Annotated in this window: 24 protein-coding genes; 19 read left to right on the top strand and 5 right to left on the bottom strand. The window is 61.6% G+C overall.

Going from position 1 to position 25,739, the window contains the following annotated elements; genetic code table 11:
• Positions 1–61: 61 nt before the first annotated feature.
• From LCF60_RS15900 to LCF60_RS15885, 4 genes are all read left to right on the top strand, one after another.
• Positions 62–1,390, top strand: coding sequence for a mechanosensitive ion channel domain-containing protein (locus tag LCF60_RS15900; protein ID WP_292293083.1), 1,329 nt, complete (start codon positions 62–64; stop codon positions 1,388–1,390).
• Positions 1,387–2,568 (top strand): TIGR03862 family flavoprotein, encoded by a 1,182-nt coding sequence (locus tag LCF60_RS15895; RefSeq protein ID WP_292293082.1) that lies wholly within the window; start codon positions 1,387–1,389, stop codon positions 2,566–2,568. The genes LCF60_RS15900 and LCF60_RS15895 overlap by 4 nt, the downstream gene beginning before the upstream one ends.
• Positions 2,569–2,647: 79 nt before the next feature.
• On the top strand, positions 2,648–4,675 hold the full coding sequence (locus LCF60_RS15890) for an NADPH-dependent 2,4-dienoyl-CoA reductase (RefSeq protein WP_292293080.1): 2,028 nt from the start codon (positions 2,648–2,650) through the stop codon (positions 4,673–4,675).
• Positions 4,676–4,762: 87 nt separating this feature from the next.
• Positions 4,763–5,323: a type 1 glutamine amidotransferase domain-containing protein gene (locus LCF60_RS15885; protein WP_292293079.1), complete on the top strand. Its 561-nt coding sequence runs from the start codon at positions 4,763–4,765 to the stop codon at positions 5,321–5,323.
• A 52-nt stretch (positions 5,324–5,375) separates the two neighbouring features.
• Here LCF60_RS15885 and LCF60_RS15880 read toward each other — a convergent pair whose 3' ends face one another.
• On the bottom strand, positions 5,376–5,819 hold the full coding sequence (locus tag LCF60_RS15880) for a DUF4399 domain-containing protein (protein ID WP_292293077.1): 444 nt from the start codon (positions 5,817–5,819) through the stop codon (positions 5,376–5,378).
• A 225-nt stretch (positions 5,820–6,044) separates the two neighbouring features.
• Between LCF60_RS15880 and LCF60_RS15875 the strand changes: the two genes are divergently transcribed.
• The 5 genes from LCF60_RS15875 to lpdA all read left to right on the top strand — a co-directional run bounded on the left by LCF60_RS15875 (position 6,045) and on the right by lpdA (position 14,030).
• Positions 6,045–6,950, top strand: coding sequence for a LysR family transcriptional regulator (locus LCF60_RS15875; protein ID WP_292293075.1), 906 nt, complete (start codon positions 6,045–6,047; stop codon positions 6,948–6,950).
• 146 nt (positions 6,951–7,096) lie between these two features.
• Positions 7,097–7,885, top strand: coding sequence for an exodeoxyribonuclease III (locus LCF60_RS15870; protein ID WP_292293074.1), 789 nt, complete (start codon positions 7,097–7,099; stop codon positions 7,883–7,885).
• A 395-nt stretch (positions 7,886–8,280) separates the two neighbouring features.
• The gene (gene aceE, locus LCF60_RS15865) at positions 8,281–10,941 is read left to right on the top strand and encodes a pyruvate dehydrogenase (acetyl-transferring), homodimeric type (protein ID WP_292293073.1); all 2,661 of its coding nucleotides are present in this window, start codon (positions 8,281–8,283) and stop codon (positions 10,939–10,941) included.
• Between the two features lie 19 nt (positions 10,942–10,960).
• The gene (gene aceF / locus LCF60_RS15860; RefSeq protein ID WP_292293072.1) at positions 10,961–12,232 is read left to right on the top strand and encodes a dihydrolipoyllysine-residue acetyltransferase; all 1,272 of its coding nucleotides are present in this window, start codon (positions 10,961–10,963) and stop codon (positions 12,230–12,232) included.
• Between the two features lie 13 nt (positions 12,233–12,245).
• Positions 12,246–14,030 carry a dihydrolipoyl dehydrogenase gene (gene lpdA, locus LCF60_RS15855; RefSeq protein WP_292293071.1) on the top strand — a complete coding sequence of 595 codons (1,785 nt, stop codon included), beginning with the start codon at positions 12,246–12,248 and terminating at the stop codon, positions 14,028–14,030.
• 55 nt (positions 14,031–14,085) lie between these two features.
• On the opposite strand, the gene LCF60_RS15850 is transcribed toward lpdA, so the two are convergent.
• Complete coding sequence (locus LCF60_RS15850; protein ID WP_292293070.1) at positions 14,086–14,739, bottom strand: ChrR family anti-sigma-E factor; 654 nt, start codon at positions 14,737–14,739, stop codon at positions 14,086–14,088.
• A gap of 8 nt (positions 14,740–14,747) precedes the next feature.
• Positions 14,748–15,299, bottom strand: a complete 552-nt coding sequence (locus tag LCF60_RS15845) for a sigma-70 family RNA polymerase sigma factor (protein WP_292293068.1) — start codon at positions 15,297–15,299, stop codon at positions 14,748–14,750.
• Between the two features lie 222 nt (positions 15,300–15,521).
• Here LCF60_RS15845 and LCF60_RS15840 point away from each other — a divergent pair, with 222 nt between their 5' ends.
• From LCF60_RS15840 to LCF60_RS15815, 6 genes are read left to right on the top strand one after another with little or no spacing between them, the layout of a single operon-like run.
• On the top strand, positions 15,522–16,820 hold the full coding sequence (locus LCF60_RS15840) for an FAD-dependent oxidoreductase (RefSeq protein ID WP_292293067.1): 1,299 nt from the start codon (positions 15,522–15,524) through the stop codon (positions 16,818–16,820).
• On the top strand, positions 16,817–17,572 hold the full coding sequence (locus LCF60_RS15835) for a DUF1365 domain-containing protein (RefSeq protein ID WP_292293066.1): 756 nt from the start codon (positions 16,817–16,819) through the stop codon (positions 17,570–17,572). The genes LCF60_RS15840 and LCF60_RS15835 overlap by 4 nt, the downstream gene beginning before the upstream one ends.
• The gene (locus LCF60_RS15830) at positions 17,572–18,804 is read left to right on the top strand and encodes an MFS transporter (RefSeq protein WP_292293065.1); all 1,233 of its coding nucleotides are present in this window, start codon (positions 17,572–17,574) and stop codon (positions 18,802–18,804) included. The genes LCF60_RS15835 and LCF60_RS15830 overlap by 1 nt, the downstream gene beginning before the upstream one ends.
• 4 nt (positions 18,805–18,808) lie before the next feature.
• A complete protein-coding gene (locus tag LCF60_RS15825; protein ID WP_292293064.1) occupies positions 18,809–19,375 on the top strand; it encodes a DUF3833 family protein in 567 nt (188 codons plus the stop codon).
• Positions 19,372–20,103 carry an SDR family NAD(P)-dependent oxidoreductase gene (locus tag LCF60_RS15820; RefSeq protein ID WP_292293063.1) on the top strand — a complete coding sequence of 244 codons (732 nt, stop codon included), beginning with the start codon at positions 19,372–19,374 and terminating at the stop codon, positions 20,101–20,103. The genes LCF60_RS15825 and LCF60_RS15820 overlap by 4 nt, the downstream gene beginning before the upstream one ends.
• A 60-nt stretch (positions 20,104–20,163) precedes the next feature.
• Entirely contained in the window at positions 20,164–20,481 is a 318-nt protein-coding gene (locus tag LCF60_RS15815; RefSeq protein ID WP_292293062.1) for a DUF3775 domain-containing protein, read from the top strand.
• A gap of 3 nt (positions 20,482–20,484) precedes the next feature.
• Here LCF60_RS15815 and LCF60_RS15810 read toward each other — a convergent pair whose 3' ends face one another.
• A complete protein-coding gene (locus LCF60_RS15810) occupies positions 20,485–21,738 on the bottom strand; it encodes a DNA polymerase IV (RefSeq protein WP_292293061.1) in 1,254 nt (417 codons plus the stop codon).
• A gap of 66 nt (positions 21,739–21,804) precedes the next feature.
• On the opposite strand from LCF60_RS15810, the gene LCF60_RS15805 reads away from it, so the two are divergent.
• Entirely contained in the window at positions 21,805–22,203 is a 399-nt protein-coding gene (locus tag LCF60_RS15805) for an NUDIX hydrolase (protein WP_292293059.1), read from the top strand.
• On the opposite strand, the gene pyrF is transcribed toward LCF60_RS15805, so the two are convergent.
• The gene (gene pyrF, locus LCF60_RS15800; RefSeq protein ID WP_292293057.1) at positions 22,188–22,904 is read right to left on the bottom strand and encodes an orotidine-5'-phosphate decarboxylase; all 717 of its coding nucleotides are present in this window, start codon (positions 22,902–22,904) and stop codon (positions 22,188–22,190) included. The genes LCF60_RS15805 and pyrF overlap by 16 nt on opposite strands.
• Before the next feature lie 106 nt (positions 22,905–23,010).
• On the opposite strand from pyrF, the gene LCF60_RS15795 reads away from it, so the two are divergent.
• From LCF60_RS15795 to LCF60_RS15785, 3 genes are all read left to right on the top strand, one after another.
• Positions 23,011–23,421: a hypothetical protein gene (locus LCF60_RS15795; RefSeq protein ID WP_292293055.1), complete on the top strand. Its 411-nt coding sequence runs from the start codon at positions 23,011–23,013 to the stop codon at positions 23,419–23,421.
• Positions 23,418–23,681, top strand: a complete 264-nt coding sequence (locus LCF60_RS15790) for a hypothetical protein (protein WP_292293053.1) — start codon at positions 23,418–23,420, stop codon at positions 23,679–23,681. Before LCF60_RS15795 ends, LCF60_RS15790 begins: the two co-directional genes overlap by 4 nt.
• A gap of 121 nt (positions 23,682–23,802) precedes the next feature.
• Positions 23,803–25,739, top strand: a 1,937-nt coding sequence (locus LCF60_RS15785; protein WP_292293052.1) for a Clp protease N-terminal domain-containing protein, incomplete at its 3' end; no start/stop codon positions are given.

Here is a 25,739-nt window from a genome sequence, read left to right as displayed (position 1 = left end):
GCAAGCAACAGGCTCAAGGCATTGACTTGCTTCATCAGGGCGCATTTTCAAGGGAATCGGCATGGATTGGGATTTGGCGGTACAGCACCCGATTGTGCAGCAGGCCGGTACCTACGCGCAGCAGGGATCGCAGATCGCGCTGACCTGGCTCATGTCGCCGGCGGCGTGGTCGCAATTTGCCACGCTGGTGGTCGCCTATCTTCTGGCCGTCCTTGTCGCGCGACGCGTTCGCAAGCCGTTTTCCGGCATGTTGACGCCGCGGGACGGGGCATCCGATCCTTTGTCCAGGGCGCGCGGCTTCTTGGTGTCCGGGGTGCCGCTGTTGCTTCCGCTACTTGCCTATCTGCTGAGCGGCATCGGCGAACAGGTCATCCGGTCTGTCTTCGGCTCGGGGGACATCATCGCGTTCGGAAAACGGCTGTTCCTGCTGCTGGCAGCGCGCGTCCTTGTTCGCGACATGGTCGCGGATCCGTTTCTCAAGCTGCTTGGCCGCTATGTGCTGTTGCCTGTGATGGCGCTTTACACGGTCGGGCTTCTCGACCCGCTGGCCGACCGACTGAACGCAACCATGATCAGCCTGGGCAACATCTCGTTCTCGGTGATGGCCTTGTTGCGCGGGGTCATCGCCGGAGCGATCCTGTTCTGGCTCGGGCGCTGGTCGAACGATCAGTCCGCGACCTATATCAACCGCCAGGAAGACATGCGCCCCGCCACCCGGCAACTGGCGGCCAAGGCGGCCGAACTTGTCATTTTCGGTGTCGCCTTCCTGCTGCTGATGAACATCATGGGTGTGCCGCTGACCTCTCTGGCCGTTCTCGGCGGCGCCATCGGTGTCGGTCTGGGCTTCGGTCTTCAAAAGATCGCATCGAACTATATCTCGGGTGTGATCCTGCTTCTGGAGGGGCAGGCAACGGTCGGCGACTATGTGGAACTCGACAATGGCGAGGCGGGCACCATCGTGAAGACAACAGCGCGGGCCATGATCCTGGAAACCTTCGACGGCCGCTGGATCGTGGTGCCGAACGAGGATTTCATCACCACACGGGTGATCAATTATTCGGACCAGGGCAGCGCCAACCGCTACGAGGTGCCGTTTTCGGTGCATTACGATACCGATATCAACCGCGTCCCCGAGATCATCGAGGCGGCGGTGTCCAGGCACCCGTCGGTGCTTCAGGATCCCGAGCCACCGGATTGTGAACTGCGCGGCTTCGGGGACAGCGGCATCGATTTCTGCGTGGAATTCTGGGTGAACGGCATCGACGACGGAAAGAACAGGTACAGCTCGGATGTTCTGTTCCTGATCTGGAATGCGCTCAAGCAGCACGATATCGAGATACCCTACCCGCATCGCGTGATCGAGATGCGTCATGCCGCTGCGGCGGAATGACGGATGCGCTGGTCATCGGCGGCGGCCCGGCGGGGCTGATGGCGGCAGAGGCGCTATTGTCCGCGGGTCGCGTGGTGACGCTGGTCGAGGCGAAACCGTCGATCGGGCGCAAGTTCCTGATGGCGGGAAAGTCCGGGTTGAACCTGACCAGGATGCAGCCGTTCGGGCCTTTTCTGGCCTCTTATGGCGCCGGGCTTCATCCGACATTGCGGGCCTGCCTCAAGGGCTTCGGGCCACAAGAAGTTCGCGCTTGGGCGGAGAATCTCGGACAGACGACATTCGCGGGATCGACGGGTCGGCTTTTTCCGCATGCGATGAAGGCGTCGCCGCTTCTGCGCGCGTGGCTGGAGCGGTTGGACGGGCTCGGATTGGAGCGTCACACACGCTGGCGCTGGGTTGATTGGGATCAGAACACCTACCGGTTCGACACGCCCGAGGGCACGCGGGTTCTGACGCCCCGAGTCACGGTCTTTGCGCTGGGTGGCGCAAGCTGGGCACGGCTGGGGTCGGATGGGCACTGGGCCGACCGTTTCGCAGCGAACGGAATCACGGTGACGCCGTTCCAGCCGTCCAATGTCGGGCTCAGGGTCGACTGGTCCGGCCACATGACGACGCAGTTCGGCCAACCGATCAAATCGGTGGAATGGCGCGCCGGTGATCTGCGGTCGCGGGGCGAGGCGATCCTGTCGAAAGAGGGGCTTGAGGGGGGCGGCATCTATTCGCTGGCCCCCGCGCTGCGCGAAGACGGAGCGCCGCTGACCGTTGACCTGCTGCCGGACCTTTCGGTGAAGGAGGTGCAAAAGCGCCTGCCGGACACGGCCAAGAAGGGCATGGCGAAGATCCTGCGCAACACATTGAACCTGCCCCCCGTCAAGATCGCGCTTTGGAACGAGTTTACCCAAGGTGCGCCGGTTCCGTTCGATGAGCTTGCGACGCGATTGAAGGCGCTTCCGATCCGCCATTCCGGGTTGCGCCCGATGGACGAGGCGATTTCGACCGCCGGGGGTGTCGCGTTCGAGGCGCTGGATGACAACCTGATGCTGAAAGACCGTCCGGGGACGTTCTGCGCGGGGGAAATGCTCGACTGGGATGCGCCGACCGGGGGGTATCTGCTAACCGCATGTTTCGCCACCGGGCTTTGGGCGGGGCGGCATGCGGCGGAGTATGATCGCCCATGACGTAACCCCGTGACGTGACGTTGGGGCGTGACACGTCAACTTCGCGCGTGTCAGGTGACGGCAACGGAGGAGTTCTGCCATGACCGAATACCCGCACATGCTGGCCCCGCTCGACCTTGGGTTCACGACGCTCAAGAACCGCGTGCTGATGGGGTCGATGCACACGAACCTTGAAGAGACCGGTGACTGGAACCGCGTGGCCGAGTTCTACGCCACCCGCGCGCGAGGTGGTGTCGCGCTGATGGTGACGGGCGGTATGGCACCTAACCGCGAAGGCGGGGTGTTTCCGGGGGCGTCGGGGCTGTTCACCGATCAGGACATCGCCAACCACCGGATTGTCACGGACCGGGTGCATGCAGCGGATGGCAAGATCGCGATGCAGATCCTGCATGCCGGGCGCTATGCCTATGGCAAGGAATGTGTCGCACCTTCCCCGGTCAAATCCCCGATCTCTCCGTTCCCGCCGATCGAACTGGATGAAGAGGGTATCGAGAAACAGATCGCCGACATGGTGACCGCTGCGAAACGCGCACAGGAAGCGGGGTATGACGGGGTCGAGGTGATGGGATCGGAGGGGTATTTCCTCAATCAGTTTCTTGTCACCCATACCAACAAGCGTACGGATCGCTGGGGTGGGTCGTACGAGAACCGCATGCGCCTGCCCATCGAAGTGGTGCGGCGGGTGCGCGAGGCGGTGGGGCCGGAGTTCATCGTCATTTACCGCCTGTCGATGATTGATCTGGTGCCCAATGGCTCGACCCATGACGAGGTTGTCCAGCTGGCGCAGGAGATCGAAAAGGCCGGGGCCACGATCATCAACACCGGCATCGGCTGGCACGAGGCGCGCATCCCGACGATTGCCACCTCCGTGCCGCGTGCCGCCTTTGCGTGGGTGACGAAAAAGCTGATGGGCAAGGTGGGGATTCCGATCATCACGTCGAACCGGATCAACACTCCCGAGGTGGCCGAAGAGGTGCTGGCGGAGGGCTGTGCCGACATGGTGAGCATGGCGCGGCCATTTTTGGCCGATCCGGATTTCGTGGCGAAAGCGGCAGCGGGCAAGGCCAAGCAGATCGCGCCCTGCATCGCCTGCAACCAGGCTTGTCTGGATCACACGTTCCAAATGAAAATCTCGTCCTGCCTCGTGAATCCGAAGGCGTGTTTCGAAACCGAGTTGCTTGTTGAACAAATCGATAACCCCAAGCGCGTTGCGGTGGTGGGTGCCGGGCCTGCGGGTCTGTCGGCGGCGATCACGGCGGCAGAGCGCGGGCATGACGTGACGCTTTTCGACAAGGCCGACGAGATCGGCGGACAGTTGAACATGGCCAAGCAAATCCCCGGCAAGGAAGAGTTCTGGGGCTTCGTGGAATGGTACCGGACGATGCTGGCGGAAACCGGGGTCAGGGTTGTTCTGGGCAAGGCTGTCGCGGTTGATGACCTGGCTGATTTCGACGATGTGATCATCGCCACCGGTGTCTTGCCGCGCGATCCGCAGATTGCCGGTCAGGACGGGCCAAACGTCGTGGGCTATGTCGACGTCCTGCGCGGCAGGGCCAAGGTGGGCAAACGGGTTGCGGTGGTCGGGGCCGGGGGCATCGGGTTCGACGTATCGGAGTTCCTTGTGCACGAGGGCGAGAGCCCGACCGAGCATCTGCCGGAATGGATGAAGGAATGGGGTGTCACCGATCCGGCCGAAGCGCGCTCGGGTCTGTCCCCCGACGGTGCGCAGCCCGGCCCGCCCGCGCGGCAGGTGACGCTGTTGCAGCGCAAGGCGGAAAAGCCGGGCAAGCGGCTGGGCAAGACGACGGGCTGGATTCATCGCATGAGCCTGACGATGAAGGATGTCCAGATGAAGGCGGGCGTGAATTACGAACGCATCGACGCCGATGGGTTGCACATCTCTTACGGAGAGGCGCGCGAGCGGCCCGAATTGATCGCCTGCGATACGGTGGTCCTGTGCGCCGGGCAGGTGTCGGAACGGTGGCTCGCGGATGCTCTGGAGGCGAAGGGTGTGGTCTGTCACGTGATCGGCGGGGCCGATGTGGCGGCGGAACTGGACGCCAAGCGGGCGATCGATCAGGGCACGCGCCTGGCCGCGACACTGTAAGGAACGGCTGGTACTCCGATGCGTTGATTGGTCAGACGGCGGGACATGATGTCCCGCTTCGACATTCATCCCATCAGGAGGCCCAAAATGCCAGCGATCAACGACGCAAAGATCCTACTCATTGCAACCCACGGATTTGAACAGTCCGAATTGGAGTTTCCCCGCGATCAACTGCGCGCCAAAGGTGCCAAGCTGCACGTGGCCACGCTTGACGGTAACCCGATCAAGGGCTGGGAAGGCAGCGACTGGGGGCGCGAAGCCGAGGCCGATGCGAAGATCTCGGACGTGTCTGCCGATGACTATGACGCGCTGGTGATTCCCGGCGGTCAGATCAACCCGGACCTGCTGCGCGTCGAGGAAGACGTGCTTGATCTGGTGAAGGCGTTTCACAACCAAGGCAAGACGATTGCCGCCGTGTGCCACGCGCCCTGGGTGCTGATCGAGGCCGACATTCTCAAAGGCCGCGAGGCGACGTCCTATCATTCGATCAAGACCGACGTGCAGAACGCGGGCGCGGATTGGAAGGATGAAGAGGTCGTGGTGGATCAGGCAATCATCACGAGCCGCAACCCCGGCGACCTCAAGGCCTTTGTCGGCAAGATCGTGGAAGAGGTCGAAGAAGGCAAACACACGCGCAAGGCGGCCTGAGCACAAAAGGGTGTAGTGTGAGGAGCGCCGGGCCGATTGGCCCGGCGTTTTGTCATTCGGCCACGGTGATCGTGATCACGTCGCTGACCACGGGCGGGTTGTGCGGGACGTGGAATTCATCGCCCAGGACAAGCTGGATCGTATGTTCTCCGGGCGGAAGATCGAGACTTACCTCGGTCTGGCCCCCGCCGAAGTGCAGATGTGACTCGTCGCTCGGGATGCCGTTCGCGATCAGGTCGTCATCCTCGGTGCCTTCGCCGAAGGGGGCGCGGTTCAGGAAAATATGATGATGGCCGGTGGCCTCTTTCTCGATACCGGCGGGCGCGACCCCCATGCCGCTGAGACCGAAAACAACGGTAACCGGGGATTGCACGCTGGTGCCGTCCTGCGGCGCGACGAAGTAGACTGCGGCCCCGGCGGGCGAGGGCGTGGTACCGGCATGGGCGGTGTGGGCTATGGCCAATGCAAATGCGGCCGTGAGTATGATGCGTTTCATGTATTCCTCCCTGAAAATGGGGCGCTGAAATTGCCCTTGGGTAAACATAGGCTGAGCATCGGCCATGGCGAGGGCAGAGCGGCTGTCGGACAGGGTGGACGGGGGGCAAACCTTGTTTCCATGCCGGTGACATTGCCAGAGAAAACCAAGATATTGTCGGCAGTACGCCCAAGTCGCGCCTGATTTGACGGCCATACCCGTGTCAACAAAACACGAGGGATACGTATGGACCGTCTTACCGAAATGGAGGCCTTTGCCACGGTTGTGGATCAGGGTGGCTTTACCGACGCGGCGAAGAAGATGGGCATTTCCAAGTCTGCTGTCTCGAAGCATGTGTCCTCTCTCGAGGCGCGGCTTGGCGCACGGCTCTTGAATCGGACGACGCGGCGGGTGAGCCCGACCGAGATCGGTCTGGCCTATTACGACCGCGCGCGCCGGGTGCTGAACGATGCGGGCGAGGCGGATGCGCTGGTCACGTCGATGCAATCCGCGCCTTCGGGCCTGCTGCGGATCAGCGTGGCGACCGATTTCGGGGTCAATCACCTGTCGCCTGTCCTTGGTGAGTTCCTGTCCGATTTTCCGGACATCACGGTCAACATGGTTCTGAACAACCGCTATGTGGAACTGATTTCCGAAGGGTTCGACATGGCGGTCCGGATCGGTGAACTGGAAGACAGCACGCTGCGCGCGCGCAAGCTGACCGAGACCACCAAGCGGATGATCGCGGCGCCGGGGTATTTCGACAAATACGGTCGCCCGCGGCGGATCGACGATCTGAACGAGCACAAGCTCTTGCACTATTCGAACCAGTCCAGCGGCAATGTCTGGAAGGTGACCGCGCCCTCGGGTGAAAAGCGCCAGATTCGCACCGCCGGTTGGTTGTCGGTGAATGACGGTCAGTCGCTGCTCAATGCCTGCGTGGCGGGTCTGGGCATCGCCTATCTGCCGTCGTTTCTGTATGCCGACGCGATGGAGAAAGGGCTGGTCGAGGATGCGATCCCGGACCTTCCGATCGACACGCAGGGCATTTACGCGGTCTATCCGCCGGGCCGCTTTACCCAGCCCAAGGTCCGCGCCTTCATCGATTTCCTGGTTCACCAGTTTGCCGACAAGGGTCCGAAGGACTGGTGATTTTTTCCTCCCTCGTCTGTTCGCAGACTACCTTCACGCCTCGGGTGCCATAGCCCGGGGCGTTTTTTCGTGTCGGTTTCCGGGTTGCGATGGGCGACCTGCGGGGGCAGTGTCTGGCGACCTGACACCTGCCGGAGATGCGCTTCATGTCCTTTACCCTTGCCACCTGGAACATCAATTCCGTCCGTTTGCGTGAGGGGCTCGTGGCCCGGCTGATGACCGATGAAGCGCCGGATGTCCTGTGCCTCCAGGAGTGCAAGAGCCCGGTCGACAAGATCCCGCTCGAGCAGTTCCGGGCGCTGGGCTACGGCCATGTGATCGCGCGCGGGCAGAAGGGGTATAACGGCGTTGCAATCCTGTCGAAGCTGCCGATCGAGGATCTGGGCGACAAGGACTTCGCCGGGCTGGGCCATGCGCGCCATGTTGCGGGGCGGCTCGAGAACGGGGTGACGATCCACAATTTCTACGTGCCCGCAGGTGGTGATGCGCCGGATCGGGAGATCAACGAGAAGTTTGGCCAGAAGCTGGATTACCTGACCGACATGCGGGACTGGTTTCATGGTGAGCGGCCCGAGAAGGCGATTCTTGTCGGTGATCTGAACATCGCGCCGCGCGAGGATGACGTGTGGTCGCACAAGCAACTGCTCAAGGTCGTGAGCCACACGCCCATCGAGGTCGAGCATCTTGGACAGACCCAGGAGGCCGGTGGCTGGGTCGATGTCACGCGGCAGGATATCCCGGACGGGTTGCTGTATTCCTGGTGGAGCTATCGCGCCAAGGATTGGGATGCTGCCGACAAGGGACGGCGGCTGGACCATGTCTGGGCGACGCCGGACATTTCCAACGCCGCGCATGGCAGCCGCGTTCTGCGCGCGGCGCGGGGCTGGGAAAAGCCAAGCGACCATGCACCGGTTTTCGCAAGTTTCGATCTTTGACGCAGTCCGATCCTGAGGCTCGTTTGGACGTGGACCAACGCGCCCGGTCCAGCGGGTAACAGCCAGTTTGGCACGCAGGCTTTATTACTGGCGCGTCTTCTGTCACGCTCCTTGCCAGGAGGATAGCGTGCGGGCACGAGTCGATGTGGCGACCGGCAAAGATGCCGAACCAATCGCAGCCACGTGACCGGATATGCAGGGTTGCCCGCGAATAAATTGTTTAAGCTTGAACCAATTTGCCATGCGTCTAGCGCATGGAGGGTATGTATCCGCCTTACTGCCGCTGGGGAACCCGGCATGTTAGGAGCGCGTTGAGACCGTTGAGCATAGTGCATGCACGTGATTGGTTCAGCGATAAACTACTGGCCAAGGGCCTGACCAAGGGAAGAGGGAATATGAAAGACAGCCCGAATGATATTGACCCGGTCGAATCCCAGGAATGGCAAGACGCGATAGAGGACGTCATCCTGCGCGATGGCGCAGATCGCGCGCATTTCCTGCTCGACAAGGCGGTGCAGCAAGCCCGCGCAAACGGGGCCAAGCTACCATTTTCGGCGAATACGCCTTACCAGAACACGATTGCACCGGATGATGAGGTCGACATTCCGGGTGACATCGAGATGGAATGGCGTATCCGCACGATCAACCGCTGGAACGCCATGGCGACCGTGGTCAAGCGCAACAAGGTGAGCAGCGAATATGGCGGTCATATCGCGTCCTTCGCGTCGTCGGCTGCGCTTTATGATATAGGGCTGAACCATTTCTGGCGGTCCAAGTCCGCGATCCATGGCGGCGATCTTGTCTTCTTTCAGGGGCATGTGATTCCCGGAATCTACGCCCGGTCCTTCATGGAAGGCCGGATCAGCACCGAGCAGTTGGAGAACTTCCGGTCCGAAGTTGCCGGCGACGGGCTGAGTTCCTATCCGCACCCCTGGTTGATGCCGGATTACTGGCAATTTCCCACCGTTTCGATGGGTCTGGGGCCGCTCATGGCGATCTACCAGGCGCGATTCATGAAATACATGCACAATCGCGGCCATATCGACATGGCCGACCGCAAGGTGTGGTGCTTCCTTGGTGATGGAGAGATGGACGAGCCGGAAAGCCGGGGCGCCATCGACCTTGCCTCGCGCGAAGGGCTGGACAACCTGATCTTCGTCATCAACTGCAACCTGCAACGGCTGGACGGGCCGGTGCGTGGCAACGGCAAGATCGTTCAGGAACTCGAGGGCGATTTCCGCGGTGCCGGTTGGGATGTGATCAAGCTCTTGTGGGGCCGTGGCTGGGACGAATTGCTGGAACGCGACACGTCGGGCATGCTGCGCAAGCTGATGGACGAGACCGTCGACGGCGATTACCAGACATTCAAATCCAAGGATGGCGCGTATATCCGCGAGCATTTCTTCGGAAAGTATCCCGAAACGGCTGCTTTGGTCGAAGACTGGACCGACGACCAGATCTGGGCGCTGCGCCGCGGTGGGCATGACCCGAAGAAGGTCTACAACGCCTTCCTGCGGGCCAGCAAAGCCAAGAACACGCCGACCTGCCTTTTGGTCAAGACGGTCAAGGGGTACGGCATGGGGACCGCTGGCGAGGGCCAGAATACCACGCACCAGCAGAAGAAGATGCAGCTCGACCAGCTCAAGGCGATGCGGGACCGGTTCCAGATTCCGGTGACGGATCAGGAGCTTGAAAAGGACATTCCCTTTGTCAGCCTGAACAACGCGCAGAAGGCCTATCTCGCGGATCGCCGCAAGGAGTTGGGCGGGTCGTTCCCGGTCCGGCACTGGAAGGATGCGCCCAAGCTGGAGATCCCGGCGCTCGACAAGTTCAAGGGGCAACTCGAGTCCACGGGCGATCGCGAGATTTCGACGACGATGGCGTTTGTGCGTATCCTGACGACGCTGCTGCGTGACAAGCAGATCGGCAAGAATGTGGTGCCGATCGTGCCGGATGAAAGCCGCACCTTCGGGATGGAAGGGCTGTTCCGGTCTGTCGGGATCTACAACCCGCTGGGACAGAACTATGTCCCCGAAGACCGCGACCAGATGATGTTCTACAAGGAAAGCCTGGATGGCCAGGTGCTTCAGGAGGGCATCAACGAAGCGGGCGCGATGGCGGACTGGATCGCGGCGGCGACGTCGTATTCCAATCACGGCGTGCCGATGATCCCGTTCTTCATCTACTACTCGATGTTCGGCTTCCAGCGGATCGGCGATCTGTGCTGGGCGGCGGGCGACAGTCGGGCACGGGGCTTCATGCTTGGCGGGACGGCCGGGCGGACCACGCTGAACGGCGAAGGCTTGCAGCACGAGGATGGACACAGCCACATCCTGGCCAGCACGATCCCGAACTGCATCAGCTATGATCCGACCTTCAGCTACGAGGTTGCGGTGATCGTTCAGAACGGGTTGCAGCGGATGTTCGTGGATCAGGAGGATGTCTATTTCTACCTGACGCTGATGAACGAGAATTATCAGCACCCGGAAATGCCGATGGGCGCCGAAGAGGGCATCATCAAGGGTCTGTACCGGATGCACAAGACGGCGAAGCCCGGCAAGAAACACGTCAACCTGATGGGATCGGGGACGATCCTTGTGCAGGCGATCAAGGCGGCCGAGATGCTGAAGGAAGATTTCGGCGTGACCTCGGATATCTGGTCGGCCACGTCGCTGAACGAGCTTGCCCGAGATGGGCAGGATTGCGCGCGTCAGAACAGGCTGAACCCGCTGGACGAGCCGAAAGTGCCGTATGTCACCCAGCAGCTTGAGAGTGTGAAAGGTCCGATCGTCGCGGCGACCGACTACATGAAGAACTACGCCGAGCAGATCCGGGGCTTTGTGCCGGGTCGGTTCACGGTTCTGGGCACCGATGGTTATGGCCGGTCGGACAGCCGCCTGAACCTGCGCCGGTTCTTCGAGGTGGACGCGAACCACATCGCCGCCGCTGCGATGGTCGATCTCTTCCGTGAAGGTGCGGTGACCGAGAAAGACCTCAAGACAGCTTTGACGAAATACGACATCGACGGCGACAAGCCGAACCCGCGTCTGGTGTGAGCGGGAGGAGAACAAGATTATGACAACCGAAGTAAAAGTGCCGGATATCGGTGATTTCACCGATGTGCCCGTCGTGACCGTTCTGGTGAGCGTGGGTGACACGATTGCCGAAGAAGACCCGATCGTCGAATTGGAATCCGACAAGGCGACGATGGAAGTGCCGTCGTCGACCGCCGGTGTCGTGAAGGAGATCAAGGTCAGCGAAGGCGACAAGGTGTCCGAAGGATCGGTGATCCTGATCGTCGAGGCCAAGGGCGCCGAAGATGCGCCGAAGGACGAGCCGAAAAGCGAGCCGGCCAAATCCGAAAGCAGCGCGCCGCCCAAGGCCGCCGACACGCCTGCCGCGGCCCCTGCACCGGCCAAGACCGATGCGGGCTTTGGCAAGGTTCACGCCTCGCCATCGGTGCGTGCCTATGCGCGTCGGGTCGAGATCGACCTGACACAGGTGAACGGGTCCGGCCGCAAGGGCCGTATCCTGCGCGAAGATGTCGAAAAGGCGCTCAAGTCCCAGACCGTGCCCGCCGCAGCGAGTGGCGGTGGCGTGCAGGGGGGCATGGGTATTCCGCCGATCCCGGCTGTGGATTTTTCCAAGTTCGGACCCATCGAAGACGTGGAAATGTCCCGGATCAAGAAGATCTCGGGGCCTGCGCTTCACCGGTCATGGCTGAACATTCCGCATGTCACGCATAATGACGAGGCGGACATCACCGATCTCGACAAGTATCGCAAGGAAATGGACACGATGGCCAAGGATAACGGCTATCGCGTGACGCTGTTGTCTTTTGTGATCAAGGCCTCGGTATCGGCGCTCAAGGAACATTGGGAATTCAACAGCTCGATCCACCCGGATGGCGACAAGCTGATCAAGAAGAACTTCTACAATATCGGCTTTGCGGCAGACACGCCGAACGGCCTGATGGTTCCGGTGATCAAGGACGCGGACCGCAAGGGGCTGGTCGAGATTTCGAAGGAACTGATGACCCTGTCCAAGGCGGCCCGCGATGGCGAACTTAAATCCAAGGACATGCAGGGCGCGACCTTTACGATCTCGTCACTGGGCGGCATCGGGGGCACCAGCTTTACCCCCATCGTGAATGCGCCCGAAGTGGCGATCCTGGGCCTGACCCGGTCCAAGATGGCGCCGGTCTGGAATGGCGAGGAGTTTGTGCCGCGCCTGATGCAGCCTCTGTCGCTGTCCTACGATCACCGTGCCGTCGACGGGGCCCTGGCCGCGCGCTTCTGCGTGACGCTCAAGACCCTGCTCGGCGATATGCGCAAGTTGATGTGGTAAGGGGAGCGATCTGATGGATGTCAAAGTACCCGATATCGGGGATTTCAAAGACGTGCCCGTCGTGACCGTTCTGGTCAGCGTGGGCGATACGGTCAGCGAGGAAGACCCGCTGATCGAGCTGGAATCCGACAAGGCGACGATGGAAGTGCCATCGCCTGCGGCCGGCAAGATCACCGAGATCAAGGTCAGCGAAGGTGACAAGGTTTCCGAAGGCGACGTGATCATGGTGTTCGAAGGCGCGGACGCCAAGGAAGAGACGGCCAAGGATGCGTCGGGCCAAGGGGGCGAGGTCAAGGGTGGCTATGGTGGGCGCGGATCACCGCCTCAGTCAGATACACCGCAAGCGGTCGAAGCGACTGGAAGCGCCAGCGGCAAGGGTGACATCCATGCCGAGGTGGTGGTTCTGGGCTCTGGTCCGGGCGGCTATTCAGCGGCGTTCCGGGCTGCCGACCTTGGCAAGAAGGTTGTCCTGATCGAGAAATATCCGTCGCTGGGCGGTGTCTGCCTCAATGTCGGCTGTATTCCGTCCAAGGCGCTTTTGCATGTGGCCAAGGTGATCACCGAGGCCGAGGAAATGGGGTCGCACGGGATCAGTTTCGGCAAGCCGAAGATCGATCTGGATGAATTGCGCGACTTCAAGAACGGCGTTGTCGGACAGTTGACCGGCGGGCTGAGTGGCCTTGCGAAGGGCCGCAAGGTTCAGGTCGTTCAGGGCTATGGCACATTTACCGGACCGAACATGATCGAAGTGGTCGGTGACGACGGCAAGACCAATGTCAGCTTTGATCAATGCATCATCGCCGCCGGGTCCGAGCCCGTGAACCTGCCGTTCATTCCGCAGGACGACGAGCGGGTGATCGACAGCACGGGCGCTTTGGAGTTGAAGGACATTCCGAAGCGGATGCTGGTCCTTGGCGGTGGGATCATCGGTCTGGAAATGGCCTGCGTCTATGATGCGCTGGGGTCCAAGATCTCGGTCGTCGAATTCATGGACCAGCTGATGCCGGGGGCCGACAAGGACATCGTCAAGCCGCTGCACAAGCGGATCGAGGGGCGGTACGAGAACATCTGGCTCAAGACCAAGGTCACGAATGTCGAGGCGCTGAAGAAGGGGCTCAAGGTCACGTTCGAGAATGACAAGGGCGAGACCTTTGACGATACGTTCGACAAGGTTCTGGTGGCCGTGGGGCGCAAGCCGAATGGCAAGCTGATCGACGCGGAAAAGGCCGGGGTTGCCGTGGATGAGCGCGGTTTCATCGCCGTCGACAAGCAGCAGCGCACCGGTGTGTCGCACATCTTTGCCATCGGTGACGTGGTCGGCCAGCCGATGCTGGCGCACAAGGCGGTGCATGAAGGCAAGGTCGCGGCAGAGGTCTGTGCGGGGCACAACCGGTTCTTTGATGCGCAACTGATCCCGTCGGTCGCCTATACCGATCCCGAAGTGGCGTGGTGCGGCGTGACCGAGACCGAGGCCAAGGCCAAGGGCATCACCTATGAAAAGGGCGTGTTCCCATGGGCCGCATCTGGGCGGTCCTTGTCGAACGGGCGGAACGAGGGGATCACCAAGCTCCTGTTCGATCCGGCGGATGACCGGGTGATCGGGGCCTGCATCGTGGGCACCAATGCGGGCGATCTGATTTCCGAAGTGGCGCTGGCCATCGAGATGGGTGCCGATGCGGTTGATCTGGGGCACACGATCCACCCGCACCCGACGCTGTCGGAAACGGTGAATTTCGCCGCCGAGATGTTCGAGGGCACGATCACCGACCTGATGCCGCCGAAGAAGAAAAAAGCCTAAGCCGAAACGACAAAGGGGGCCGCGTGGCCCCCTTTTTGCATCCGGTTGATGCGGGTCAGATCCCGATGAACGGCTGCGCGATGCGGGGCATCAGCCCCTTGAACCTGAGCGGCGCATCGGTGACCGCAAGGCAGATGCAATCTTCGGAAATGTCGGCGACCGGCGTATGGTGCAGGTCTTCGCTTGCCACTTCGACATCGCCACGGCCGAAATAGCCGTCTTCGTCCTGGAACGCGCCTTGCAGAACAAGGGTCAGTTCAAGACCGTTATGGCTGTGATCCGGGATCGCGGTGCCGGCGGGGATGTAGAGCAGGCGCGCCGTCGCGTCTTTGGACGTCGGCAGGATCGCGTGTTTCACACCCATCCCGGCAGAGCGCCAACGAACGGAGTCGAGCCCACCCTTGACGTAGTCTCGCAGCGGGGCCGGCAGGATGCCATCAGTTTCCGGAACGCGGATTTCCTGTTCTGGCGCGTCGTCATCCCGAGTATGGATCAGCTTCAGAACCGAAGCGAGGCTGTCGCCTGACATCGGTGCGCTTTCGCAGGTATCGAGCACGGCCCCACCAACCGCGTCGTAGCTGCCAAGCGCGGCGCGGCAGTCATCGCAGAGCGAAATATGCGTGGCGACGATCAGGTTGACCGCTTCGGACAGTTCGCCTGCCGAATAGGCCATGAGAAGCTCGTCTGGCAGATGGTGTTTGATGGTCATGGCATTCATCACTTCATTTGGTGGCGCAGTCGTTCCAGCGCCAGTCGGATGCGTGATTTGATCGTGCCCAGAGGCAGGCCTGTGCGTTCTGCAATTTCGCTGTGCGACAGGTCTCCGAAATAGGCTTGTTCAATCAGCTCCCTTTGTTTTTGCGGAAGGTCGCGCAGCGCGCGACCCAGTTGCTCGCTCTCCTGTTGCAACCCGATGAGATCGGCCTGATCGGGTTCCGCTTCGGGGCCCCATGGCAGGTCTTCGGGTTCCGGACGTCTTTGCTTGCGCAACACGTCGATTTTCTTGTTCCGGGCGATGGTGAAGATCCATGTCGATGGACTTGCCCGTGTAGCATCATAAAGATGCGCCTTGTTCCATACCGTCACCAGCACTTCCTGCGCGCATTCCTCGGCAAGGGCTGCGTCCATGCCGGTACGCATCAGGAACGCTTTGACCCTCGGGCCAAAATGCTGGAAGACCCGGATAAAGGCTGCTTCGTCCCGCGTGTCGCGGACCGCCAGAAGGTCGTCGACCCAAGGCGTCGTAATGTTCAGCGTTCCGTCGTTCAAAACAATCTTTCCGTCACTGACTTCACGACACGAGTCCCTGATTTTCAGACCGTTCGCAACGGCCGCAGGGTCGCACTCCGGTAAAAGAACAGTGTTCGAAATCATATGGAAGATACGCCATGGTAACAGCTTTGGATCAAAGTTAGTTTTCTTTTTCTTTTGTCATCCGAAAGGCGGGTATTGGCGTAAACAAAACTAGACACACCACACAGAGAGACACCTATGCCGTTTGAAGCCCGCGCCAGCGACCCCAAGAAAATTGCCGTGATTGGCGCAGGTATTTCGGGAATGGGGGCAGCGCACATGCTGTCCGAAGATCACCACGTCACCCTGTTCGAAGCCGAGCCGCGCCTTGGCGGTCACGCCAGGACGATCGTCGCGGGGAAGAACGGCGATCAGCCGGTGGACACCGGGTTCATCGTCTTCAACTACGCCAACTATCCGCACCTCGCGCAGCTGTTCAAGTCGCTGGATGTGCCGGTCACAAAGAGCAACATGAGCTTTGGCGCCAGCCTCGATGGCGGGCGGATCGAATATGCGCTTGCGACCGTCGGGTCGATCTTTGCGCAGAAGCGGAACCTGGTGAATCCGAGGTTCCTTCGCATGCTCGCGGATATCGCGAAGTTCAACAAACATGCGCTGGATGCCACGCGTGACCGCAGCCTGTGCCTTGGCGCCTTTCTCGACCAGCTTGGCACCGGTGAATGGTTCCGCGACTATTACCTCCTGCCGCTGACCGGTGCGATCTGGTCCACGCCAACTGAAAAGGTGATGGATTTCCCGGCCCACGCGCTTGTTCAGTTCATGGAGAACCACGCGCTGTTGTCGGTGTCGGGCCAGCACCAGTGGTACACGGTGCAGGGCGGGTCCATCGAATATGTGCGCCGTCTCGAGGCGTCGATGACGTCGCGCGGTGTGACATTGCGCCTTGGCGCGCCGATAGATGCCGTGCGCCGGGGCGTGACGGGGGCCGAGGTCAAGGCCACGGGCGCCGAATGGGAGCAGTTCGACGAGGTGGTCTTTGCCACGCATTCCGATGACACGCTGCGGCTCTTGTCCGATGCCACAGGGCTTGAGAAAAGCGCGCTTGGCGCGATCAGGTACCAGCCCAACCGCGTCGTGCTGCATGCCGACGCGAGCATCATGCCGAAACGGCGCGTCTGCTGGTCGTCCTGGAACTATACCGAAAGTGCCGCCAAAGAGCTGAACACCATCGACCTGACCTACTGGATGAACAGCCTTCAGCCGATCCCGGAAAGCGATCCGCATTTCGTGACGCTGAACACCACGCGCCCGATCCGCGAAGACCTGATCTACGACGAATGCACTCTGCGCCATCCGGTCTACGACCTTGAGGCGCTGGCCGCCCAGGAGACCTTGCGCGACATGAACGGCACCCATCGCACCTGGTTCTGTGGCGCCTGGATGAAGAACGGGTTTCATGAGGACGGGTTGGGCAGCGCCGTGGATGTTGTCGAGGCGATCCGGGCGCGCAACGCCGTGGCGGTGGCGGCAGAATGAGGGTGGTCGATCATATCGTCGGCCACACCTATCACGGTCGCAAGGGCAGCACTGAAAACGCGTTTCGCTATTCCATCGACTACGTGATGCTGGATGCCGAAGCCAAGCCGAAGACGCCGTGGCTGTTTTCGCGCAACAAGGGCAATGTGGCGAGCCTTCAGGACAGCGATCACGGCGGCGCGCCGGGCGAAGGGCGCGGGGCCGCATGGGCGCGCGACGTTCTCGAGGCGCATCAGGTGCGGTCGCGCGGGCGGCTGATGCTGCTGGCGCAACCCCGGTTCCTTGGCCATGTGTTCAACCCGGTGTCGTTCTGGCTGGCGCATGATGAAAAAGACAACCTCGTGGCAGTGATCGCCGAGGTGTCGAACACCTTTGGCGACCGGCATTCATACCTGTGCCGCAAGCGCGACAATTCCCCGATCGGATCCTCGGACCGGTTGCAGGCGACCAAGATTTTCCATGTCTCGCCTTTTCAGCCGGTCGACGGCGGGTACGAGTTCCGGTTCGATATCCGTCCGGACAAGATCGGGATCTGGATCGATTATTCGCAGGCATCGGGGGGCCTCATCGCGACACTCACCGGGCCGCGCAAGGCGATCAGCAACAGGTCCATCCTGCGATCCTTGTTGCGTCGTCCGCTTGGGTCTCGCCGGGTGCTGGCGCTGATTCACTGGCAGGCCCTGAAGCTGTGGTGGAAGGGGGCGCGCTATCGGACGCGGCCCGAGCCGCCGCTGGACGAAGTCAGCCAGTAATGCTTGCAGATCGGCAGAAACTGGGCGGATACGCTGTCTTTGCGGCGGTTCTCGCGGCGGCAGGTTTGCCGATCTACATCCACGCGCCCAAGTTCTATGTCGATGAATACGGGGTCAGCCTTGCCGCGCTGGGCTCGGTCCTGTTCGGGCTTCGGTTGCTTGATGTGGTGCAGGATCCGCTTCTGGGCAAGCTGGCGGTCGCCGTGCGGCGCTATCAGGGACTGGCAGTCGGCGTGACGCTGGCGATCATGGGGGCCGCGATGCTGGGCCTGTTCGCCGTCACCCCACCCACCAACCCGATCCTGTGGTTCGCGGTCATGCTGACGCTGGTGTTTTCGGCCTTCAGTTTCCTGACGATCAATTTCTATGCGCGCGGCGTGCAGAAGGCCAGATCGCTGAGTGGGGACGCGGGACATCTAACGGTCGCCCGATGGCGCGAGACCGGGGCTTTGCTCGGGGTCTGTGTCGCGTCGGTAATGCCGTCGATCTTTCTTGCCATCGCCTGGCCTGAATTCGTGGCCTACGCTGTGGCGTTTGCGCTGGCCTGCCTGATCGCAGGTCTCGCGATGCACAATGAATGGCGCGGAACAACAACCGAACCCTCTGCCGGCTTCGGGATCATCCTGCGAGACCAGATCTCGCGTCGGCTCTTGCTGATTGCCCTGGTGAACGCGGCGCCGGTTGCGGTGAGTTCGACATTGTTTCTGTTCTTCGTCGAAAGCCGCCTGGATGCGCCGGGCTGGGAAGGGCCGCTGCTGCTTCTGTTCTTCGTGGCAGCTGCCGCGGCTGCGCCCATCTGGGGAATCGTGGCCGAACGGATCGGTGCCAAGAACGCATTGCTGGCCGCGATGGTCCTGGCGATCATCGCCTTCAGTTTCGCCATGATGCTGGGGAGCGGGGACACCGTCTGGTTCGCGCTGATCTGCCTGGCTTCCGGAGCCGCGGTCGGGGCCGATCTGACTCTGCTCCCGGCGGTGTTTGCGCGCCGGATGGAACGGATCGCACCAGAGGCGTCCGAGGGATTCGCCCTTTGGGGGTTCGTGTCCAAGCTCACTCTGGCCTTCGCTGCGATTGCGCTGCTGCCCATTCTCGAAGCCAGCGGTTTCGTCTCGGGTGCGCAAAACAGCGACGCGGCGCTCACGACACTGACATTGCTCTACGCGGGGGTGCCCTGCGCTTTGAAACTGGTGGCGATCGGACTTCTTGTCGCGACACCGATTGGAAAGGAATGACGTCATGGAGACTGTCTTTCTCGTATTTCTCGGAGCAAGCGCGATGCTCGTCCTCGGGTATCTGAAGAACCGGTATTTCGGTTTTTATGGCCAGACCCCGTCAGATTATGCGACGGCACATGGAGAGCCTTTCGATCTGCGCATGCATCTGAACGGCCCGATCGTTTGCGAAGGTGTGATCTATGGTCCGACCGGGCGTGTGACATCGCGCTTTGTCGGTGACTTCCTTGCCGAATGGAACGGCAACAAGGGTGTGATGACCGAGAGATTCACCTATGACAACGGCGAAGAGGTGCTGCGGGAGTGGAAGCTGACGCTAGGCAATGACGGGCATATCCGCGCCTTGGCGTCGGACGTGGTCGGCGAGGGTCTTGGCGTTCAAAGCGGCCCGACGGTGCGGCTCAAGTACAAGTACAAGTTGCCCGACTCGCAGGGCGGTCATGTGCTGGACACGACGGACTGGATGTACCTTGCTCCGAATGGAACCATCGTGAATCGCAGTCAGTTTCGCAAATATGGAATCAAGGTGGCCGAACTGGTGGCCACGATGCGCAGGAAGGAAGCAGTGTGAGCGATTGGGCGGGCAAACGATACTGGTTGGTCGGGGCAAGCGAAGGTCTCGGCGAGGCGCTGGCGCACAAGATGAGCGCGGCTGGCGTCGAGCTTGTGCTGTCTGCCCGCAGCGAAGACAAGCTGACAGCATTGGCGGATGCGCTTCCGGGGCGCGCGCAGGTTGTCCCGGTCGATGTTTCGGATGCAGCTTCGGTCACATCCGCGGCAGAAGCTGTTGGCGAGATCGATGGGGTGGTTCAGCTTGCCGGTGTCTACTGGCCCTTCGGTGCCAAGGATTGGGATGCCGAACAGGCCATCGCCATGGCGGATATCAATTATACCGGCGCAATGCGACTGATGGGGGCGGTGGTCCCCAAGTTTGTTGAACGCGATTCTGGCCATATCGTTCTGACAGGGTCGCTCTCCGGGTTTCGCGGGCTTCCCGGTGCCGCTGCCTACACCTCATCAAAGGCGGGGGTCATGACGTTGGCAGAGTCGCTTCATGCCGATCTGCACAGGACGAATGTCAGGGTCCAGCTGGTCAATCCGGGGTTCGTCAAGACACGTCTGACAGACAAGAACGATTTCCGGATGCCGTTCATCATGGAGCCCGACGCAGCCGCCCGTGAATTTTTCGAGCACATGAATTCGGATGCGTTCAAGCGCAGCTTTCCCGGCCTTTTTTCCTTGGTCTTTCGCGGCAGCCAGTTCCTGCCAGACTGGCTCTACTATCGGCTGTTTGCGTAAGATCAAAGTCAAAGATTCCTTTCCGGCCCATGTTATCCTCGACGACATGGGAGAATCGACATGGAACATATCACCGCAAACAAGGTGGCGGCCGTCATCGTGATGGCGCGCGAGCTTGATCGGGCCGAGGGCGAGCTGCGCGGCTTCGTCGATCGGATGGACGAAGAGGAACAGGCGGCGCTTGTCGCGGTCATGTGGATCGGGCGCGGGGCCTTCGAAGCCGAGGAATGGGACGAGGCGTACCAGACCGCCGTGAACGAAGCGACAACCCCGACGGCGGATTACCTCATCGGAACGCCGCACCTTGCCGACAACCTCGAAGCGGGTCTGGATGCGTTCGGAATTTCCGCCACAGACGAGGAAAACCAGTTGATGTGAGATTCAGCGCAGGGCGCGGCCCTTGAGGATTGCGTCCGGGCCGAATTTTTCGCGGATCGCGTCGGTCGCCCGTTCCGCCTGCGCGCGCTTGATCCCGTTCGGGTCGAGCAGGTCGCCCGAGACATCCGCGCCCTCTGCCGTGCCGAGGTCGCTGATGCCGACACCCAAAAGGCGGTAGGGGCCCTGGTCTCCAACCTGATCGAACAGCCTTCGCGCGGTGCGATAGATGCGGTCGGCGATCTGGGTCGGATCTGTCAGGGAGAGGCGCTTGGTCAACAGGCTGAAGTTCGACTTCTTGAGCTTGAGGGTCACGACGCGCCCGGCCAGACCCTTGGCCTTGGCCCGGTCCGAGACCTTTTCGCACATCCGCCAGAGATGACCGTCGAGCAGGTCGGGATCGTTTGTGTCTTCGTGGAAGGTGGTTTCGTTCGAGATCGACTTCATCGGGCTGTGGGCGGAGACGCGCCGCTGGTCCTGGCCGCGCGCCAGATGCCAGAGGCGGTGACCCATGCTGCCGAAGCGATGGGTCAGATCATCCAGGTCCCAGCGCAGCAGATCGTCGAACGTGCGGATGCCCGACCGGTCAAGCGCGTCCTGCGTGGCCGTGCCGACGCCCCAGATCATGCGCACCGATTTCGGCCGCAGAAACGTCTGGGTTTCGGCACGACCGATGACCGAAAACCCGCGCGGCTTGTCCAGATCAGAGGCGATCTTGGCAAGGAACTTGTTGTGGCTCAGGCCGATCGAGCCGGAGAGGTTCAGTTCGTCCCGCATGCGCTTGACCAGCCGCGCCAGCATCACCGCAGGGGGATGGCCATGCAGCCGCGCGGTGCCGGTCAGGTCGATGAAGGCCTCGTCCAGCGACAGCGGCTCGATCGACGGGGTCAGTTCCTCCATCAACTTCCGGATCGAGCGCGACGCTTCGACATAGGCGTCCATGCGCGGTTTCACGATCACCGCGTCGGGGCAAAGCTGAAGCGCCTTGAACATCGGCATGGCGGACCGGACCCCCTTGATCCGGGCGACATAGCAGGCGGTGGACACGACACCGCGCCGCCCGCCGCCGATGATCACCGGCTTGTCGGCCAGGTCGGGATTGTCGCGCTTTTCCACCGAGGCATAGAACGCGTCGCAATCCATATGCGCGATACTCAGGTCGCAAAGTTCGGGATGCGCAACGACACGCGGACTGCGGCACACGGGGCAGCGCGCTCCGGCGTCGAATTCGGTCAGGCAATCGCGGCACAGGGCAGGCATGTGTTGGGTATCCGAACAGGCGATGACAAGATACACCCGGCGCGGGGCAGACAAAAGGGTCCGTACATGCAGGCGTTTGGCGGGGCGAAACTGATCCTGTTCATCGGGGACCGCATCGTCGTGCTTCGCCGCGATGACAGGGCGGATATCCCGTGGCCCGGTCGGCTTGATCTGCCCGGGGGCGGGCGCGACGGTGAAGAAAGCCCGCAAGCCTGCGTGCTGCGCGAGACAGCCGAGGAAATCGGCCTGTCCTTGCAGGACCGCGATCTTGTCTGGTGCGAACGCTATGGGCGTGGCGTGTTCTTCGCCGCCCATTTGCCCGCCGAGGCCGAAGACCTGATCGTTTTCGGATCAGAGGGGCAAGGCTGGTCGCTGATGCGGGCAGAAGATTATACGCGGCATCCCGAGGCGATTCCGCATTTTGCCATCATGGTGCGTCGGTATCTGGTTCAGACGTTCGGCTGAACCGCCTGCGGCGACCGCATCTCGGCGACGATCGCCTGTGCGGCGGCGCGTGGATCCGGCGATTGCCAGACCGGCCGACCGACAACGATATGATCGACACCGTTCTTCACGGCATTCGCCGGGGTCGCGACGCGCTTCTGGTCTCCCATGTCGGCACCGACCGGGCGCACGCCCGGGGTCACGATCAGGCGGCCTTCGGCATCCGGCAGGGCGCGGATCATGGCCGCTTCGTTCGGGGACGAGATCACGCCATCCGCGCCGGCCTCGAAGGCGCGCCCGGCGCGCTCGGCCACCAGATCGGGAATGGCACCGCTGCGGATCAGGCTGTCGTCGAGATCGCTGCGCTCGAGCGAGGTCAGGATCGTCACCGCGAGAATCCTCAGATCCGACCCGGCAGCGCCTTCCTTTGCCGCGCGCACCACATGGGGGTCGCCATGCACGGTCAGGAAATCCAGATCGAACTGCGCCAGCCCGCGCACGGCGGCTTCCACGGTTGCGCCGATGTCAAAGAGCTTCATGTCGAGGAAAATGCGCTTGCCATGTTCGTGTTTCAATTCGTTGGCCAGCGCCAGCCCGCCTCCGGTGAGCATGCCCAGCCCGATCTTGTAGAACGAGACCGCGTCGCCCAGCCTGCCGGCAAGCTCAAGCCCGGCCACGGCATTCGGCACGTCCAGGGCAACGATCAGGCGGTCATCTGGCACGGTGGCGATCCCTTTTGCAAAGCCGCTTCGTCTTACAGGCATGTGCGCTTGGGTCAAGGAACAACACATGCCGAAAATCGTTGATTTACCGAAAAAGGAGAGACCCATGGCAAAGAGCACAGACCCGCAAGGCAGGGCAAGATTTCTGCGTCCCGCCGCAATCCTCGTGGTTGTGGTTGCCCTTCTGGTCCTGGTCATCTGGCAATTCGGTCCCGCACCCTATTCCAATACGACCCCTGATATGGAGGGCGTTCTGGAAAACCCGACAGGGGCAGGCAGCAACCCGGATGGAGCGGCATCCGTGTTGGAGCAGAATTTCCCGGTGGAACGCGAGGACGGGCAAATGCTTGACGGCAGTACCGACGCCACCGACCTGACGGGCATCGAGGGCAGCGGCGAGGATGACACGGTTGCGGACGAGGACAGACGTCTGCTGGAACCCGGCCAAGTCGTTTCGCCCGAAGACGGCACGGTCAGCAATCAAACAGGGGTTGTTCAAGCCCCGGAGGAAGAATGATGCGAAGATACATGTATGCCCTGATCCCCATCGGATTCGTCATCCTGGTCGCGGTCATGGTCCTGATCGGACGGCCGTCAGGAGGTCCGGTCGCGCCGGAACCGCAACAGATCGAGACCGACCCGCTGGCTACCAGCGAAGCAACGGATGTCGACACCGACGTTGCGGACGATCCTGACGTCGATCGATCAGGCGGCCCGACACCTTCGGGCCCCGAGTATCAGGACAACGAAACGATTCTCGAAGAAGCGCAGGAGTAAGCGTTCACAAGCTCTTGAATGGGGGTCCCGCAGCCCCCATTTTTGATGCTGAAGGCCCCGAGGGGACGCGCCGCGAACGGGCGTTGCCGGAGGATGGGGTGCTTAACAGAAGGAGAATGCCATGAACTTGGAGAAGTTCACGGAACGGTCGCGCGGCTTCATTCAGGCTGCCCAGACCATTGCCATGCGGGAAAGCCACCAGAGGCTTGCGCCGGAACATATTCTCAAGGCCTTGCTGGACGACGAACAGGGGTTGGCGACCAACCTCATTCAACGCGCGGGCGGTGCGCCCGAACGCGTCACGCAGGCGTTGAACGGAAAGCTTGCGAAAATCCCCCAGGTGTCCGGCGACGCCGGTCAGGTCTATCTGGACAGCGCAACAGGCAAGGTGCTCGACGAGGCGGAAAAGATTGCCAAGAAGGCCGGGGACAGTTTTGTCCCGGTGGAGCGAATCCTCATGGCCCTGGCGATGGTGAAAAGCCCGGCGAAAGAGGCCTTGGAGGCTGGCGCGGTGAACGCACAGGCGCTGAACACGGCCATCAACGATATTCGCAAGGGGCGGACCGCCGACAGCGCGAGCGCCGAAGACCAGTACGAGGCGCTCAAGAAGTTCACTCTCGACCTCACCGAAAGGGCGCGCGAAGGCAAGATCGACCCGATCATCGGTCGGGATGACGAGATCCGCCGCGCGATGCAGGTGCTCAGCCGCCGGACCAAGAACAACCCCGTTCTGATCGGGGAACCCGGTGTGGGTAAAACCGCGATTGCCGAAGGTCTTGCTTTGCGCATCATCGACGGTGACGTGCCGGAAAGCCTGCGCAACAAACGGCTTCTGGCGTTGGACATGGGCGCGCTGATCGCCGGTGCGAAATATCGCGGTGAATTCGAGGAGCGCCTCAAGGGCATCCTCTCCGAAGTGACCTCGGCTGCGGGTGAAATCATCCTGTTCATCGACGAAATGCACACGCTTGTGGGCGCGGGCAAGGCCGATGGCGCGATGGATGCGTCCAACCTGCTCAAGCCTGCGCTGGCGCGGGGAGAGTTGCACTGTGTCGGTGCCACCACGCTCGACGAATACCGCAAGCACGTCGAAAAGGATGCGGCATTGGCGCGCCGGTTCCAGCCCGTGATGGTGCAGGAGCCGACGGTCGAGGACACGATTTCGATCCTGCGCGGTATCAAGGAAAAGTACGAACTGCACCATGGTGTGCGGATCTCGGACAGCGCTCTGGTGGCTGCCGCGACCCTGTCGCATCGCTATATCACCGATCGGTTCCTGCCGGACAAGGCGATCGACCTGATGGACGAGGCGGCGGCACGTCTGCGGATGGAAGTCGACAGCAAGCCAGAAGAACTGGACGCGCTGGACCGCGACATCCTGCAAAAGCAGATCGAGGTCGAGGCGCTGCGACTGGAGGACGATCAGGCCTCCAAGGACCGGCTTGCAAAGCTGGAAAAGGATCTGGCGGATCTCCAGGAACAGTCGTCCGAAATGACCGCCAAGTGGCAGGCAGAACGTGACAAGCTGGCTTCGGCAAGGGATGTCAAAGAGCAGTTGGACCGTGCGCGGGCCGAGCTTGAGATCGCCAAGCGCGAAGGCAACCTCGCCAAGGCGGGCGAGCTGTCTTATGGCGTCATCCCGCAGCTTGCAAAGCAACTGTCCGAGGCCGAGAATTCGGATGATGACGTGATGGTCGAAGAAGCCGTGCGCCCCGAACAGATCGCAGGTGTGGTCGAGCGCTGGACAGGGATTCCCACGTCCAAGATGCTCGAAGGCGAGCGCGACAAACTGCTCCGCATGGAGGACGGTCTGCACAAGCGGGTCATCGGCCAGGATCAGGCGGTCAAGGCGGTTGCAAACGCGGTGCGACGGGCGCGTGCCGGTCTGAACGACGAGAACCGTCCGCTTGGGTCGTTCCTGTTTCTCGGGCCGACCGGCGTGGGCAAGACCGAGCTGACCAAGGCCGTGGCCGAGTTCCTGTTCGACGACGACAACGCGATGGTGCGCATCGACATGTCCGAGTTCATGGAGAAGCATTCGGTGGCCCGCCTGATCGG

This window comes from Marivita sp. (assembly GCF_020055635.1).
In the GTDB taxonomy this organism is placed as follows: domain Bacteria; phylum Pseudomonadota; class Alphaproteobacteria; order Rhodobacterales; family Rhodobacteraceae; genus Marivita.
This window is presented reverse-complemented; position numbering and strand designations above follow the sequence as displayed.